Annotated in this window: 13 protein-coding genes, 3 pseudogenes and 1 riboswitch; of the genes and pseudogenes, 3 read left to right on the top strand and 13 right to left on the bottom strand. The window is 65.1% G+C overall.

The features are described from left to right. The 8 genes and pseudogenes from CUR85_RS08700 to CUR85_RS08665 form a co-directional block, all read right to left on the bottom strand. Positions 1-630, bottom strand: a complete 630-nt coding sequence (locus CUR85_RS08700) for a precorrin-8X methylmutase (RefSeq protein ID WP_067265689.1) — start codon at positions 628-630, stop codon at positions 1-3. Then, positions 620-1768 carry a precorrin-3B synthase gene (cobG, locus tag CUR85_RS08695; protein ID WP_231886376.1) on the bottom strand — a complete coding sequence of 383 codons (1149 nt, stop codon included), beginning with the start codon at positions 1766-1768 and terminating at the stop codon, positions 620-622. Before cobG ends, CUR85_RS08700 begins: the two co-directional genes overlap by 11 nt. Further along, positions 1765-5006 (bottom strand): annotated as a pseudogene (gene cobN / locus CUR85_RS08690) (cobaltochelatase subunit CobN). Before cobN ends, cobG begins: the two are co-directional and overlap by 4 nt. Before the next feature lie 6 nt (positions 5007-5012). Then, positions 5013-6047, bottom strand: coding sequence for a cobalamin biosynthesis protein CobW (gene cobW / locus CUR85_RS08685; protein ID WP_067265695.1), 1035 nt, complete (start codon positions 6045-6047; stop codon positions 5013-5015). Positions 6048-6069: 22 nt separating this feature from the next. After that, a complete protein-coding gene (locus CUR85_RS08680; protein ID WP_280322608.1) occupies positions 6070-6417 on the bottom strand; it encodes a DUF1636 family protein in 348 nt (115 codons plus the stop codon). Between the two features lie 72 nt (positions 6418-6489). Next, a complete protein-coding gene (locus CUR85_RS08675; protein WP_067265700.1) occupies positions 6490-7002 on the bottom strand; it encodes a hypothetical protein in 513 nt (170 codons plus the stop codon). 11 nt (positions 7003-7013) lie between these two features. Next, entirely contained in the window at positions 7014-7697 is a 684-nt protein-coding gene (locus tag CUR85_RS08670) for a CbtA family protein (protein WP_067265703.1), read from the bottom strand. A gap of 213 nt (positions 7698-7910) precedes the next feature. Then, a complete protein-coding gene (locus CUR85_RS08665; protein WP_082849519.1) occupies positions 7911-8081 on the bottom strand; it encodes a CbtB domain-containing protein in 171 nt (56 codons plus the stop codon). Between the two features lie 34 nt (positions 8082-8115). After that, positions 8116-8332, bottom strand: a riboswitch (cobalamin riboswitch). Between the two features lie 165 nt (positions 8333-8497). Between CUR85_RS08665 and CUR85_RS08660 the strand changes: the two genes are divergently transcribed. Beyond that, positions 8498-9220 carry a PAS domain-containing protein gene (locus tag CUR85_RS08660; protein ID WP_280322605.1) on the top strand — a complete coding sequence of 241 codons (723 nt, stop codon included), beginning with the start codon at positions 8498-8500 and terminating at the stop codon, positions 9218-9220. Positions 9221-9228: 8 nt separating this feature from the next. After that, a complete protein-coding gene (locus tag CUR85_RS08655) occupies positions 9229-9507 on the top strand; it encodes a sensor histidine kinase (protein WP_280322604.1) in 279 nt (92 codons plus the stop codon). 3 nt (positions 9508-9510) lie between these two features. On the opposite strand, the pseudogene pncB reads toward CUR85_RS08655, so the two are convergent. Beyond that, a pseudogene (pncB, locus tag CUR85_RS08650) lies at positions 9511-10802 on the bottom strand (nicotinate phosphoribosyltransferase). A gap of 69 nt (positions 10803-10871) precedes the next feature. Then, positions 10872-11468, bottom strand: coding sequence for a bifunctional nicotinamidase/pyrazinamidase (gene pncA, locus CUR85_RS08645; protein ID WP_067265708.1), 597 nt, complete (start codon positions 11466-11468; stop codon positions 10872-10874). Positions 11469-11566: 98 nt separating this feature from the next. Here pncA and trhO point away from each other — a divergent pair. Next, positions 11567-12465: pseudogene (trhO, locus tag CUR85_RS08640) on the top strand (oxygen-dependent tRNA uridine(34) hydroxylase TrhO). A 9-nt stretch (positions 12466-12474) separates the two neighbouring features. Here the strand turns inward: trhO and CUR85_RS08635 are convergent. Genes CUR85_RS08635 through CUR85_RS08625 form a run of 3 tightly spaced genes read right to left on the bottom strand, consistent with a single transcriptional unit; the run spans position 12475 to position 15493 of the window. Further along, on the bottom strand, positions 12475-13803 hold the full coding sequence (locus CUR85_RS08635) for an NAD(P)/FAD-dependent oxidoreductase (RefSeq protein ID WP_067265714.1): 1329 nt from the start codon (positions 13801-13803) through the stop codon (positions 12475-12477). Further along, complete coding sequence (locus tag CUR85_RS08630; protein WP_067265716.1) at positions 13800-14621, bottom strand: ABC transporter permease; 822 nt, start codon at positions 14619-14621, stop codon at positions 13800-13802. The genes CUR85_RS08635 and CUR85_RS08630 overlap by 4 nt, the downstream gene beginning before the upstream one ends. Continuing rightward, entirely contained in the window at positions 14618-15493 is an 876-nt protein-coding gene (locus CUR85_RS08625) for an ABC transporter permease subunit (protein ID WP_067265718.1), read from the bottom strand. Before CUR85_RS08625 ends, CUR85_RS08630 begins: the two co-directional genes overlap by 4 nt. Between the last annotated feature and the right edge of the window lie 2 nt (positions 15494-15495).

Genomic DNA, 15495 nt, shown 5'->3' with positions numbered 1-15495 from the left:
TCATTCCACCCTGCTGGCCAATGCGTTCACCGCCGCCACGGTGATCGCCGAGCCGCCCAAACGCCCCTGCACGATCATCGAGGGCACCGGCAGGTCCTGCATCAAAGCCTCTTTCGATTCCGCCGCGCCGATGAAGCCCACCGGGCAGCCGATGATCGCCGCCGGGCGCGGGCAATCGGGGTCTTCGAGCATGTTGAGCAGGTGAAACAGCGCCGTGGGCGCATTGCCGATGGCCACCACGGCGCCTTGCAGATGGGGCCGCCACAGTTCCAGCGCGGCAGCAGAGCGGGTGTTGCTCATCTTCGCGGCCAGTGCTGGCACCGAAGGGTCGCGCAGGGTGCAGATCACCTCATTCTCGCGCGGCAGGCGTTTGCGGGTGATACCTTCGCTGACCATATAGGCGTCGCAAAGGATCGGCGCGCCGTCCTCCAGTGCCGCCCGCGCGGCCACGGCCATGCCTTCGGAAAAGCGGATGTGCTCCTCCAGCCCGACCATGCCCGCGGCGTGGATCATGCGCACGGCGACGATCTCTTCCTCCGGGGTGAAACGCGCTAGCGCCGCTTCGGCGCGGATGGTGGCAAAGGACTGGCGGTAAATCTCGGCACCGTCGGTGATATAGCTATGGGGCATCGGCGGACTTTCTAAGGTGAGAGGCGATGGCGGCGGGGGTCAGCCCGCGCAGATCAGGGATGGCATCGGCGCGGCCATCGTGGATGAGGTCATAGCGCTCTGGCGCGGTGGCGGTCAGGGTGAGGTCGGTAGCGCGCGGCGCGGCGCAACCCTTGGCGCAGCCGGAGACATGCAGGCGTTGCCCCTTCGGCACCACGGCGGCAAGGCGACTGGCCAGCCCGCGCGTCTCACCCCGGCCCTGTGCACAGCCCGGCGCGCCGATACAGGCAACGACGCGCAACAGCGGGTCATCGGCGGCGGTGATGAGACCGGCCAGATCAGGCAGGCGCGGGGCACCTTCGATCAGCACCCGCCGCCACGGGGTCAGGCGCAGCGGACCAAGCTCCGCGAGCGCGGCAAGCGTCTCGGCCTCCATCTGCCCGAAAGCACAGGCGACAAGCGCCCCGGATGGGTAGAGGCCGGGGGCGGGTGTGCCCTGCCCCGCCTGACGCGGGCAGTCAAAACCGGCGGGAAGCGGCGCCCCCGTGGCCGTGGCGCGCGCGGCGCGGGTCACCCCCTGCGCGCGCACCCATTCGGCCAGCGCGATGGCTTCGGTCACCGCAGTCGCACGGGTCACGGGTTTGCCCCGCATAGCCCCTTCAATGCAGAGCAGCAGTTGCCCCTGCGCCGAGCGCTCGAACCGGATGTCGGCGGGATCGGCCTGCAACACCGGCTGCGGCCCTGCGTCGACCGCATAGCCGAATTTGGCGGAGACATCCGGCAGCGCATGGGCCTGCGCGGCGGCAGAGAGGGCTTGGCAAAGGAAATCCGTATCATCGCCCGCCTGCCAAAAGGGGCTGACCATGATGTTGCGCCGCCGCTCCGTCCGCTCATCCACGTCGATCAGCGCCAGCGCGCGCAGCGCGTCGATCAGCCCTTCGTGCCGCGCGGGATCGACGCCGCGCAGTTGCAGATTGCCCCGGTTCGACAGGTCGAGCATGCCATTGCCATAGCGCGTGGCCAGCCCCGCCACGCCGCGGGCTTGGGCCGGGGTCAAGCGCCCCTGCGGCACCCGAAGACGCACCACCAGCCCATCGCCCGAGAGCATCGGACGCAGCGCACCGGGGCACCAGCCCTTGATCGCCGGGGCCGCGCTCACGTCACCCCGTCCAATGTGGCCGAGATCGAGTTGCGGCGGGTCAGCCAGAGGCCGGACTCGCGCAGCGCCGCGAAACGGTCGCGCATGGCTTGCAAGGCCGCGGGGTTCTCGGCCTCCATAAAGGCGACCAGATCATCGCGCCCGAGCGTGGCGTCGAAGTAGAGGTCAAAGAGATGCGCAGGCACCTCGCGTGTCAGATGCGCAAAGGCGGCAAGGTTGTCGAGTGTCGCCGCCACCTCTGCCGCGCCGCGGAAACCGTGGCGCATCATGCCGCTGGCCCAGCCGGGATTGGCCGCACGGGCGCGGACGACGCGGGCGATCTCCTCGGGCATGGAGCGTGCGCGGGGGCTGCCTGCGCGGGTGTGGTCAAGGTGGTACATCGCCGGTTTCTGCGCGCCGAGATGCGCCATCGCGGCGGCAAAGCCGCCTTCGTGGCTGGCATAGTCCGAGGCGAGCAGGATATCGCTTTCGGCCAAGTCCTGCACATGAGCAAAGCCATCGGCGCGCTGCAACTGCGCCTCCAGCGCGGCGCGGTCCTGATGCGCCTCGCCTTGGGCGTTGATCGCCCATTCCGACCCCGCGAGCCACGCCTCGCCCGCCGCGGCGCGACCGGCGTCGGAATAGTCTTGCAAGGCCGCTTCCATATTCACGCCGTAAAGGCCCGGCTTGGGGCCAAAGACACGGGGGGTGCGGGTGAGATAGGGGTTCATATCCGGCGCTTCTTCGCGTTCGGCCAATGCCGCCGCCCCGGCTTCGAAAAGCTGCGCGAGGCCGGGAAAGACATCGCGGAACAGGCCCGAGATGCGCAGGGTCACGTCGATGCGCGGACGGTCCAGCAGGGTCAACGGGATTACCTCAAAGCCCGAAACCCGCTCACTGCCCTCGTCCCATTTCGGCGCGATCCCGGCGAGATGCATCGCCATGGCGACCTCTTCGCCCGCCGTGCGCATGGTGGCCGAGCCCCAAAGGTCGATCACCAGCCCGCGCGGCCAGTCGCCATTGTCTTGCAGATGCCGCCTGAGCAGTTCCTCGGCCAGTTTCACCCCCTGCGCATGGGCGGCCCGGCTGGGCACCCCGCGCGGATCGACGGCATAGAGGTTGCGCCCCGTCGGCAGCACATCGGACCGCCCGCGATAGGGCGAGCCGGAAGGCCCGGAGGTGACGCGCCGCCCCGAAAGCGCGGTCAGCAGCCCGTCCCATTCGCCCGCCCCCGCGCCGAAGACGTGCAGGCCATCGCCGTATTGGCTTTCCTTGATGTCGCAAACGAAGGCGTCGATCCGGGTCAGGGCCTCGGCCGAGGAACTGGCGGCATCGAGGCCGAGGTCATCTTCCACCCCCGCCGCCTGCGCCTCCGCCCGGATCGTATCGACCAGCCGGTCGCGGCGCGCGGGGTCGAGCCCGTCGGCGGTGGAATATTCGTCCAACAGCCGTTCCAGCCGCAACAGCCCATCGGGTGTTTCACTGTCTTTCAGCGGGGGCGGCAGATGGCCGAGCGTCACCGCCCCGATGCGCCGCTTGGCCTGTGCCGCCTCCCCCGGATCGTTGACGATAAAGGGGTAGATCACCGGCAGATCGCCGGTCAGCGCCTCGGGCCAGCAATCGCCCGAGAGGGCAACCGCCTTGCCCGGCAGCCACTCCAGCGTGCCATGCGCGCCGATATGCACCAGCGCGTGATGGCCCTGATCCCGCAGCCAGAGGTAGAAGGCCACATAGGAATGCCGCGGCGTGCGGGCGAGGTCGTGATAGCTGTCTTCGCGGTCTTGCAGATCGCCCCGCTCGGGTTGCAGCGCGACTAGTGCGTTGCCGCAGGTTTGCGCGGCGAAGTGAAAGGCACCGTCCTGCACCAGCGGATCATCCGCCGCCGCGCCCCACGCGTCGCGAAGGTCATCGCGCAGCGCCTGCGGCAGAGCGGCTAGCGCCGCCTCATAGTCGGCAAGGGGCCAAGTGATGCGCTGCTCGGTCAGGCTCCGGCCAAAGCCGATCTGCGGCGTGACGCCATAGCCCTCACCCGCCAGCCGCATCAGCATGTCTTCGACGCTGGCCAGCGCATCAAGGCCGACCGCATGGGCCAGTTGATCGTCCCGCCCCGGATAGGTCGAGAGCACCAGTGCCAGCTTGCGCGTGGCCGCCGGGGTCTGCGCCAGCCGATGCCAGCCCAGCACACGGGCGACGACAGCCTCGATCCGCGCCTCTTCGGCGCGGTGGGCAAAGCGGGAATATTGCAGATCGGGGTCGCGCTTTCCGGGGCTCTTGAAGCTGACGACGCCGCCGAAGATGCGGCCATCGACCTCGGGCAAGACCACATGCATCGCCAGATCGGCGGGGGAAAGGCCGCGCTCGCTCTCGTCCCAATCGCGCCGCCGGGCGGTAGAGAGGGCCACTTGAAACACCGGGCAGCCCGGCGCGTCGAGCGGGGAGGTGCCATCATCCCCGCGCCCCGAAAAGGCGGTGGCGTTGACGATGGCCACGGGTTTCATCGCCGCCAAGGCATCGTCCAGAAAGCGCCGCGCGGGATCGGATTTGAGCGAGGGTACGAAAAGCCCGATGGCGTTCAGCCCCGCCGCCCGCAGCGCCCGGATCAGCGCATCGACGGGCGCGGTATCGGCGGCCAGAAGATAGCTGCGGTAAAAGGTAACCGCGACAGTCTGCCCCGCCGCGTCGGCGAGGGGGAGCACCCCTTGATCGGGGTCGTAATAGCCGCAATCAGGCACCGTTTTCGTGCCCATGACCGGCCCGGCGTAAAAGCCCGCCGCCAGCGCCATCTGCGCCAGCGCGGCCTGCGCCGCCACCGGCCCGCCCGCATCACAAAGATGCGCAAGACGGCGCAGCGTGGAAACCGGCAAAGTCGAATGCGCGTCGAGCCCCGGATCCTCGCGCCCATCGGCGGGCAAGACGGCCAGCGCGATGTTTTTCCGGCGGGCGAAGTCTTGGACCTGCATGATGCCGTAGGGCCAGTAATTCTCCCCCCGATGAGGCGGATCAGAATGCCTTTGGCCCCGGTCAGCGTCTGTTCGATATAGTTGTCGACCGAGGCCGGGTGCCGCAGCGCCACGAGGTTGCACAGACGCAGCGAGGGCAGCTTGCCCTCCTTGCCGCCGCCGCGATGCCAGCCTGCCGCGAAAGCGCCGAGGTCACTGTCGGAAAACGACAGCATCACCAGATCGGCGGGGGTTTGCCCCGGATCATAGGGGGTGTCGGTATCCTCCAACCCGTGGCTTTCGCGAAAGACGACATGCATGGGCGGTCAGGCTCCCAAAATCTCGCGGATTTTGGCAAGGTCGATGTCGTCATGCTCGGCGATCACCACCAGATGCCCGGCGCGCGTGTCGCTGCCCCAAGGGCGGTCGAACTGCTGACGCACCCGCGCGCCCACGGCCTGCACCAACAGGCGCATCGGCTTGCCCTCGACCGCGACATAGCCCTTCACGCGCAGGATGTTCTGCTCACGCGCGAGCCGCTCGATCGAGGCCACCAACGCATCGACATCCGACACCTCCGGCATCGGGATCACCACGGTTTCGAAATCGTCATGCTCGTGATCGTCGTGGCCGTCATGATGCGAGGGGCGCGCGGCGAGGTCGTCTTCGGCGGCGGCGTTGAGGCCGAGCACCACCTTGGGGTCGATCACGCCTTCGGTCATCTCAAGGATCGGAATCTCACGCGGGCTTTCCTCTTCAATCACCTTGCGGGCCTTGGCGAGGCCATCGGGACCGGCCAGATCGGCCTTGGACATCAGCACGATATCGGCGCAGGAGATCTGATCTTCGAACACTTCGGAGAGCGGCGTTTCGTGGTCGAGGCTGTCGTCGGCCAGACGCTGCGCGTCCACGGCGGCGACATCGGCGGCGAAAGTGCCAGCGGCCACGGCTTCTGCATCGGCCAGCGCGATGACGCCATCGACGGTGATCTTGGACCGGATCGCGGGCCAGTCGAAGGCTTTGAGCAGCGGTTTCGGCAGGGCCAGTCCAGAGGTTTCGATCAGGATGTGATCGGGGCGCGTGGGCAGGGCCATCAACGCTTCGATGGTGGGGATGAAATCATCCGCCACGGTGCAGCAAATGCAGCCATTGGCCAGCTCGACGATATTCTCCGCCGGGCAGTCGTCGATGGCGCAGGATTTCAGGATGTCGCCATCCACCCCCACGGTCCCGAACTCATTAACCAAAACGGCAAGGCGACGCCCGCCTGCATTGGTCATCAGGTGGCGGATCAACGTGGTCTTGCCCGCGCCGAGAAAGCCGGTGATGACGGTAACGGGGATTTTGGCGAGATCGCTCATGCTGTAGGCTCCTGCGGCAGGGTCAAAGGGGGATACGCGCAAGGCTTTGCTTGCGAAAGATGACCGGGCGTTCGCGCCATGGCACCAGCCCGTCTTGGGTGGCGGCATAGGCGGCGGCTCCGGCAAGGATGTCGGCGGCGTCTTCCTTGGTCAAGCGGCCATAGACATAGGACCATTTGCCCGGCGCAGACAGCGCCACGGCGGCCCCCTGCGAACAGGCGGAAAGACATTGCACCGGCACGATGGTCACGCCCTCGGGCGCGCCTGCGGCGTCGAGGGCGGCATGAAGCTGCGCGCCGGGGCGCGGGGCGTCTTCCTCCAGCACCTCACCGGCGCGGCAGGTCATGCAGACATGTAGGGTTGCGCTCATTGATCTTGTCCCATCGGGTTATGCGTGCCGGGTATGCGCTTCGGCCCGCCATGAAAAGGGGAGGCGGTGCGATTATTCAACCGTCAGCACCTCGCGGGCCGTAATCGGCGCACCGTTCACCGCCAAGGGGCGGTGGTCATTGGCGTTGAGCGTGACCTCCACCGTGACCTCGCCTTTGGGCAGATTTGGCAGATGCAGCCATGGGCCATAAAGCCGCCCGATCTTGGCACCGTTGACATAGACATGGGCATGGCCCTCGCCCGGTTGATTTGCGCCGCTGGCGTTCTGCGGGGCAAAGGCGAAGCCTTCGGTCTCAACAAAAAGGTTGTGGCCCGACATCGGGTCGGGGGTCACGCGGATGGCAAGGCTGGGGGCCTCTTCGGCGGCCAGCGCGATGGGCTGGCCATGCATCCGCGCGTGATCCGCACCGCCGTGATCCATGGCCGCATGCCCGCCGCCGCCATGGGCGGCAGGGTCGCCGTGGTCATGGCCGTCGAAGGTCACCCCGTTGCTTGCGGCGATGGCAAAACCGATGCCACCGCCAAAGACCAATCCAATGGCGAATAGCGCCAGTGATCTGTCCATTTCGACCTCCCTCAGGCGCTCTGCGCGCCTTCACGTTGCCAAAAGAACCCAGCGAAACTGCCCAGCAACACCCATGCGGCCAAGCCGATGCCAAGCGCACGCGCGGCGAAAAGCGCGCCGATCTCGGTCGGCACCGGGCCGCTAAAGCTCTCGGGCTCGGGCGCGCCGATGATATGGGGGGCCATCAGCAGGACCGCCGCCCCGATCCACGCACCCCACCCCTTGCCAAAGGCCAGCAGCCAAAGCGCCACCAGCGCTGCCGCTGCGGTGGCGAACCACCAGATTTGCCGCGCGGTGATGTCCGCTGCGGCCACACCGGGCACTTCGGGCGCAAGGCTGAACCCCGGCGCGAGGTGGAAGGCCACGAAACCGGCGACACCCCAAAGGATGCCCCAGCGGCCATCGATCACCGCGCCGCGCTCTTCGCCAAGGCTCATCGCGGCCAGAAGGATCAGCGCATAGGCAGTATAGGTGAGCATGGTGAAGATCAGGCTCAGCCCATCGCGGACGGCATCGAAACCGGGCAAATCGGGATGCGCGCTGACGGGGTCGGCCCCGAAATGCACCAGCGCGCCGGTCTCATAAAGCTCGGCATGAAGCAGCACGGGCTGCACGAAATAGAGTTGCAGCAAGCCGGTCAACAGGCCGGCAGAGGCCCCGGCAAACAGGGCGGAAGTCAGAAAACGTGAAAACATCGCAATGATCCTTGGATGCGAAATAACACCCGGCGCCGCGCGAAACGCGGGCCGAGCCATCAGCCAGCCTCAAGATGCGCCAAAGCACTGCCCACACGGTAAAGGGCGGAGGCAGGTAAAACGGCAAGAGGCGGGCATGGAAAGAAAGCCAGAATCACAGACTGCCGGACTGCGGCATGGCAGCCCGGACCCCTGTGATACCGAACGCGGCGCTTAGTGGCAGGGAAAGCCTGTCGCGTGGCGCACGTCATGGGCGGCATCATGCAGTGCTGCGGCCTGCACATGGCCGGTCAGCGCCATCAGAGCCACACCCAATACGGCGGCAAACAGCGCCGGTACGAGTTTGCTGCGCGTGGCACCGGCGGTCTTAATCATCGTCGTCATCTTCAATCTCCTTACCGTCACACCCGACGGCATCTAGCGTTTCATTTGCCTGGCAGGTCTCCTGGCTCGCGGGTCGTGGCCTTTGCCCGCCTTCCCCGTCCGAAAGGACAAGTGGCACGAGGGGCATTGGCTTACCGCTTACAGTCGCGGGGGCGGCTTCGGCTTCAGGGTCGGGCGACCCCTTACTGAATTCCCTTTTCGGTCCCACACTCAAAGGCGCTTTTCGGGACACCAAGCGCCCTCAATTACGCATTTTCGGCCCTTCCTGACAAGCCGCATTTATCGAACCTCGCGAAACCTTAAGGCGCATACAGCATTTAGTAGATAAATATGCCCCAACCCCCAGTATGCGGGTTGACCCAAAAGCCACGTGCAGGGCACATTGACGGCCAGTTTCGATCAAGGGGCGGGAATTCATGAACGACAACACGGTCTCCGTCGCTCGGCAGACCCTGACCGAAGACGTTCTAGGCAAGGTCGTGCGCTATGCCCGCCTGCCGCTGTGCATCACCGACCCGACCCTGCCGGACAATCCCATCGTCTATGTGAATGACGCTTTTACCGATCTCACCGGCTATGGCTTGGATGAGATCGTGGGCCAGAACTGCCGCTTCCTGCAAGGCCCGGAAACCACGCGCGAAAGCGTCGATGCGGTGCGCGAAATCCTACTGGCGCGCCGGGTCGATACGGTTGAGATCGTAAACTACCGCAAGGATGGCAGCCGCTTCCTGAACGCCCTGCAACTGGGGCCGATCAATGACGAAGATGGCAATCTGATCTACTTCTTCGGCTCGCAACTCGACGTTTCCGAACGCCGCCGGGTGGAACGTGAGCACCGGCAATTGGCCGATGACGAATTGCTGCACCGGCTGCGCAATATCGTCAACGTCATGACCGCCGTGGTGCGACTGACCGCCCGTGAGGAGCCGACCCCCGCGGCCTTTGCCGACAAGGTGATCGAGCGGCTTGCCGCCTTGGGCGCGGCGCATTTCGACACGATTGGCCGCAGCGACCAGCATGAGGTGGATTTCGAGACGCTGATGGGGCCGATCATGCGGGCCTATACCTCGGCCACCGAGGATCAGATCAACCTCACCGGGGCGAATCCGCTGATCTCGCACCGCCTCGTTTCCCCCTGACGCTGGCCTTGCACGAGCTGGCGACGAATGCGGTGAAACACGGCTCGCTCAGTTCCGATACCGGGCGGGTATCGCTGGATATCACCATCCTTCAGGAGCCTGCGCGCCTGCGGTTTGTTTGGCGCGAAACCGGCGGGCCAGAGGTCATCAAATCTCCGCGCAACAGCGGCTCGCGGATCATCCAGTCCTTGACCCGCGCGGTCGGTGGCACCCTGCACTACGATTGGCAGCCCGAAGGGTTGATTGCCACGGCGGAGTTCCCCGTGGCCGCCCTTGGCGAAGGCTGACCGTCAGACGATCACCTGCTGTGCGGCCTGCTCTCCGACCCCGAAAACACGCTTGTAACGCGCGATTTCATCCGCCGGACCCATCGCCTTGTTCGGGTTGTCCGAGAGTTTGACCGTGGGCCGCCCATTGGCGCTGACCGCTTTGCAGACCAAACTAAAGGGCGCCAGCGCATCATTCGGCACCAGCCCGCGGAAGTCATTGGTCAGCAACGTCCCCCAACCGAAAGAGACCTTGGCCTTGCCCGCAAACTGCGCGTGCAACTCCTTGATCTTGTCCACATCCAGCCCATCGCTGAAGATCACCCGCTTGGTCGTCGGATCCTCGCCACGGGCGCGCCACCAGTCGATGGCCGTCTGCGCCGCCGTGGCCGGATCGCCGCTGTCGACGCGGATGCCGGTCCAACCCGCCAGCCAATCCGGCGCGTGATCGAGAAACCCCTTGGTGCCGTAAGTATCGGGCAGGATGATCCGCAGATTGCCCTCATGCTCATCATGCCAATCCGACAGCACGTCATAGGGCGCGCGGGCAAGGGCGGCGTCATCCTCGGCCAAAGCGGCATAGACCATGGGCAATTCATGAGCATTGGTGCCAATGGCCTCAAGTTCGCGCATCATGGCGATGCGACAGTTGGAGGTGCCGGTAAAGGCATCGCCCAGCCCCTCATGCATCGCCTGCACGCACCAATCCTGCCAAAGGTAGGAATGCCGCCGCCGGGTGCCAAAATCCGCGATTGAAAGGTTGTCGACCTCGCGCAGCGCTTCGATCTTTTCCCAAACGCGGGTCATGGCGCGGGCGTAAAGCACCTGAAGCTCGAACTTGCCCATCGGGTCGAGCGCGGCGCGGCTGCGCAGCTCCATCAACACCGCCAGCGCGGGAATCTCCCAAAGCATGACCTCATGCCACTTGCCCTCGAAGGTCAGCTCATATTGATCGCCCTTCCGTTCCAGATGATAGGGCGGCAGGCGCATGCCCTCGAACCACTCCATGAAATCGGGGCGGAACATCTGGCGCTTGCCGTAGAAGGTATTGCCGCGCAGCCATGTGCTCTCCCCCCGGCTGAGGCTGAGCGAGCGGATGTGATCGAGTTGCTCGCGCAACTCCCCTCGTCGATCAGCTTGGCCAGCGGGATATGGGTGGAGCGGTTGATCAGGCTAAAGGTGACCTGCGTGTCCGGCTTGTTGCGGAACACCGACTGGCACATCAGGAGCTTATAGAAATCCGTGTCGATCAGCGACCGCACAATGGGGTCGATCTTCCACTTGTGGTTATAGACGCGGGTGGCGATGTCGACCATGGGAGGTTCCTTATTGCGTGCCCCTTCATGCCAAGGGGGCGGACAGATGGGCAAGGGGAAAGCGGCGGATCAGGCCAGCGTCACCCCCGCCGCGCGCATGCCTTCGCGGGCCTTGGCAAGCGATCCGTCCAGATCAATCGCCCGGCAGAGATCTTCGCGCACGTCGACCTTGAACCCCAGCTTCGCCGCGTCCACAGCCGAGAAGTTCACGCAGAAATCTAGCGCCAGCCCCACCATGGTCAGCCGCTCGATCCCGCGTGTGCGCAGGTAGCCTTCGAGCCCCGTGGGCGTGCGGTGGTCATTCTCGAAAAACGCCGAATAGCTGTCGATGTCGGGGTTATAGCCCTTGCGGATGATCAGATCGGCGCGGTCGGTTTGCAACTCGGGGTGGAACTGCGCGCCAATGCTGCCTTGGATGCAGTGATCGGGCCAAAGCACCTGCGGGCCGTAGGGCATGGTGATGACCTCATAAGGCCCGTTGTCCTTATGCGATGAGGCAAAAGACGAATGCGCCGCCGGATGCCAGTCCTGCGTCAGGATCACGGCGTCAAACTCGGGCGTCAGCGCGTTGATGCCGCGCAGAATCTCATCGCCCTGCGGCACTTCCAGCGCGCCGCCGGGGCAGAAATCATTTTGAACGTCGATCACGATCAGGGCATGGGTCATGGGCATTCTCCTTACCGAAAGGGGTAGGGCTGCGGATGGGGTAGGTCAATGGCACGCGCCGGATTGAGCTTTGCCGCCGAAGCGCTTATTTGACGCTCATGTATACCATCGCCGCCCTATATCACTTCACCCGCTTCGACGATCCCGCCGCGCTCAAACCCGCGCTCTTGGCGCTTTGCGAGGCGCAATCAGTCATGGGCACGCTGCTGCTGGCCCCCGAAGGGGTGAACGGCACCATCGCCGGGCCGCGCGCCGGGATCGACGCGGTGATCGCCCATCTGCGCGCCCTGCCCGGCTGCGCGGATCTGGAGTGGAAAGAGGCCACTAGTGACAAGCCGCCCTTCGGCAAGATGAAGGTGCGCATCAAGCGCGAGATCGTGACGATGGGCCAGCCCGATGTCGATCCCCGCGCCAAGGTGGGCCATTACGTCGACCCGAAGGACTGGAACGAATTAATCCGCTCCCCGATGTGGCGGTGATCGACACGCGCAACAGCTACGAAGTGGCGATTGGCTCCTTCGAAGGCGCGGTCGACCCCGAGACCGAGAGTTTCGGTGAATTCCCCGCGTGGTGGGAGGCGAACAAAGACCGCTTCCACAATAAGAAGATCGCGATGTTCTGCACCGGCGGCATCCGTTGCGAGAAATCGACCAACTATCTGATCGGTCAGGGCGTCGAGGATGTCTTCCACCTCAAAGGCGGCATCCTGAAATACCTCGAAGAGGTGCCCGAACAGGAAAGCACATGGGAAGGCGACTGTTTCGTCTTCGACAACCGCGTCAGCGTCGGCCATGGGCTGCGCGAGGGGCCGCATATGCTTTGCCATGGCTGCCGCCGCCCGATCCTGCCTGAGGACACGCAGCACCCCGCCTATGAGGCCGGAGTGTCCTGTCATCAATGCGTGGATGAGACCTCGGCAGAGGATAAGGAACGGTTCCGCGAACGCCAGCGCCAGATCACGCTGGCCAAGGAACGCGCGGCCCGGGAAGAGGGCTGACCGCCCGCCTCAGCGATCCGATAGCGCGAAACCCGCATAGGCAAAGGGCATGACCGCCCGGCGAAAACGACCCAGTTCGAACCGCGCAAGCGGGGCGCGCATGGGGGCGGGATAGGGCCGCTCGGGCGTTTTGCCGCGCACCAGATCAGCCAAGAGCGCGCCGGAATAGCTGGCCATCGCCACGCCATTGCCGTGGTAGCACAGCCCCGCGAACACCCCCGGCTGATCCGGCACCTGCCCCACGAAAGGCATGCGATTGCGCGCGATACAGACCATGCCCGACCAGCCATGCGGCGTTTCGACATGACGCCACGCGGGGAACATCGCCTCGAAATCCGCCCGGGCCCGGGCCAGCGCGCGCCGCTCGGAATTGGGGTTGGACATCAGCCCGCCGCGCACGCCGAACAACATACGATTGTCGGGCATCAGCCGGAAGTAATGCAGCAGATGGCGGCTGTCATAGCAGGCCTGTTGGCTGGTCCAGCCCTGGGCGGAAAGCTCTGCCTCAGTCATCGGGCGGGTCACGATCACGCTGGATTGCGTCGGCATGTAGCGCGCGGCCAGCCATGGCGGCAGGTCTTCGGAGGAATAGCCATTGGTGGCGATGATCACCCGCTCTGCGCAGATGCGGCCCTGCGGCGTCGTGACCTCGAACGCGCCCTTGCGCCCTGTCACCCCGGTGGCCGGGCTGTTGTGACAGATCGCGGCCCCCGCCTCTTCTGCGGCCTGCGCGAGGGCGGTCACATATTTGCGGGGGTTGAGGCCAAAGCCAATCGGCACGGTGATCGCGCCCTCGAAGCCTGCGTTCAGCCCCTCGGCGGCCAGATCGGCCTTTTCGGTCAGCCGCGCCGTGACGCCGTAATTCTCCGCGTAGTAATCGAGCCTCCCGCGCATCTCTTCGAAATCGCGCGGGCGGTGGGCCAGCTGGGTTTCCCCTTGGGAATGCCGGTCGACATTGATGCCACGGGCGGCGATGAAATCCTCCACCTGTCGGATCGCCGCCACCTCGGCCTGCCGCCAGCCAAGCCGCTCTGTCCGCCCGAATTTCCGGTCGAGCGCCGCGTCATCCAGCATCCCGCCGCCCAAGCAGCAAAAGCCCCCGTTGCGGCCCGAGGCGCCAAAGCCCACGCGTTCGGCCTCCAGCACCGTGGCCCCGACCCCGGCCTGCGCCAGATGCAGCGCGGCGTTAAGGCCGGTGAAACCGCCACCGATGATCACCACATCGGCCTGCGCCGCGCCTTGCAGCGCCGGCCGCTCCGGCGCGCCATGGGTCTGGTCCCACCAGCAGCCCGCACGCGGCGCTTCGGAATAGGCGAAATCCGCGTAGATACGCTTCATGCGGCGGGCCGTTCCGCCGCGCGCGCCTCCTCCTGCGCGCGCAGGCTTGAGCGTTTGCTGACCAGCGATGCGGTGATGACCCCCACGGTCACGATGGCGATCATGATCGTCGACAGCGCGTTGATCTCAGGCGAAACCCCCAAACGCACGGCGCTGAAGATCTTGATCGGCAGCGTCGTCGCCGAGGGCCCCGCGGTGAAGGAGGCGATGACCAGATCATCAAGGCTGAGCGTGAAGGCCAGAAGCCAGCCCGAAATCACCGCAGGCGCGATGATCGGCAGGGTCACGAGGCGGAAGGCCTCCCAAGGGGACGAACCGAGGTCGAGCGCGGCCTCTTCCAACGAACGGTCGAAGGACACCAGCCGCGAGGAGACGACGACCGAGACATAGCACATCGAAAAGGTCGTATGCGCCAGCACGATGGTCAGCACGCCCCGGTCCAGCCCGATGCCGATGAAGAGCAAGAGGAGCGACAGACCGGTGATCACCTCGGGCATCACCAGCGGCGCGTAGATCATGCCGGAGAACAACGTCCGCCCCATGAACCGCCCGCCGCGCACCAGCACATAGGCCGCCATCGTGCCCAACACCGTGGCAATGGACGACGAGATCACCGCGACCTTCAGCGTGACCCATGCTGCGTTCAGGAAGGCTTCGTTTTGCAACAGCTCGCCGTACCAGCGGGTCGAGAATCCGGCCCAGACCGTCACCAGTTTCGAGGCGTTGAAACTGTAGATCACCAGAATGATCATCGGCAGGTAGAGAAAGGCGAAGCCCAAGGTGAGCGAGGTCACGTTGAACCATGTCATCCGCTTCATTGTTCAGCCTCCGCCTGTTTCTGCTGGTTGCGCTGGAAGAGGATGATCGGAATGATCAGGATCAGCAGCAGGATCACCGCCACCGCGCTCGCCACCGGCCAGTCGCGGTTGTTGAAGAACTCCTCCCACAGCACCTTGCCGATCATCAGCGTGCCCGACCCGCCCAAGAGCGAGGGGATCACGAATTCACCCAAAGCGGGGATGAAGACAAGGAAGCTGCCCGCCACGATGCCGTTGCGAGACAACGGGATCGTCACCAGCCAGAAGGCTTGCAAACGCGAGCAGCCCAAATCCTCCGCCGCCTCGTTCAGGGATTCATCCAAGCGGTCCAGCGCGGCGTAGATCGGCAGGATCATGAACGGCAGGTAGGTATAGACGATGCCGATATAGACTGCCGTATTGGTATTAAGGATCTGTAAAGGCTCTGCCGTTAGACCCAACCCCATCAAGAGTTGGTTCAGCAGCCCTTCGTTGCTGAGAATGCCCATCCACGCATAGACGCGGATCAGGAAGGAGGTCCAGAACGGCAGGATCACCAACATCATCAAAGTGGCGCGCCACTCTTCGGGGGCGCGGGCCATGCCATAGGCGATGGGATAGCCGACCAAGAGCGTCAGCGCGGTCGATACAACGGCGATGCGCAGGGAGCTAAGGTAGGCTTTCCAATAAAGATCGTCGGAGGCGAGGAAGGTAAAATTCTCGAAATCCAACTGGGCGATCAGGGCGCTGATGCCGTCCTTGATCGTCGGCGTATAGGGCGGGATCGCCAGCGCCGTATCGGAGAGGGAGATTTTGAAAACGATCAGGAAAGGCACCAGAAATAGCGCCAGCAGCCAGAGGTACGGGACCGCGATCAGGGCGAAACGACGCATGT

It is taken from the genome of Sulfitobacter faviae, from assembly GCF_029870955.1.
GTDB classification, from domain to species: domain Bacteria; phylum Pseudomonadota; class Alphaproteobacteria; order Rhodobacterales; family Rhodobacteraceae; genus Sulfitobacter; species Sulfitobacter faviae.
The sequence above is the reverse complement of the archived record's forward strand: the minus strand, read 5'-3'. Positions and strand labels throughout refer to the sequence as shown.

What these genes read in the sequence shown, in the direction of transcription:
- CUR85_RS08635 (WP_067265714.1), bottom strand. Translation starts at nt 13,803, where the DNA reads ATGAAGCGTATCTACGCGGATTTCGCCTATTCCGAAGCGCCGCGTGCG.
- CUR85_RS08630 (WP_067265716.1), bottom strand. Translation starts at nt 14,621, where the DNA reads ATGAAGCGGATGACATGGTTCAACGTGACCTCGCTCACCTTGGGCTTC.
- CUR85_RS08660 (WP_280322605.1), top strand. Translation starts at nt 8,498, where the DNA reads ATGAACGACAACACGGTCTCCGTCGCTCGGCAGACCCTGACCGAAGAC.
- pncA (WP_067265708.1), bottom strand. Translation starts at nt 11,468, where the DNA reads ATGACCCATGCCCTGATCGTGATCGACGTTCAAAATGATTTCTGCCCC.
- CUR85_RS08700 (WP_067265689.1), bottom strand. Translation starts at nt 630, where the DNA reads ATGCCCCATAGCTATATCACCGACGGTGCCGAGATTTACCGCCAGTCC.
- CUR85_RS08680 (WP_280322608.1), bottom strand. Translation starts at nt 6,417, where the DNA reads ATGAGCGCAACCCTACATGTCTGCATGACCTGCCGCGCCGGTGAGGTG.
- cobW (WP_067265695.1), bottom strand. Translation starts at nt 6,047, where the DNA reads ATGAGCGATCTCGCCAAAATCCCCGTTACCGTCATCACCGGCTTTCTC.
- CUR85_RS08665 (WP_082849519.1), bottom strand. Translation starts at nt 8,081, where the DNA reads ATGACGACGATGATTAAGACCGCCGGTGCCACGCGCAGCAAACTCGTA.
- CUR85_RS08625 (WP_067265718.1), bottom strand. Translation starts at nt 15,493, where the DNA reads ATGCGTCGTTTCGCCCTGATCGCGGTCCCGTACCTCTGGCTGCTGGCG.
- CUR85_RS08675 (WP_067265700.1), bottom strand. Translation starts at nt 7,002, where the DNA reads ATGGACAGATCACTGGCGCTATTCGCCATTGGATTGGTCTTTGGCGGT.
- CUR85_RS08670 (WP_067265703.1), bottom strand. Translation starts at nt 7,697, where the DNA reads ATGTTTTCACGTTTTCTGACTTCCGCCCTGTTTGCCGGGGCCTCTGCC.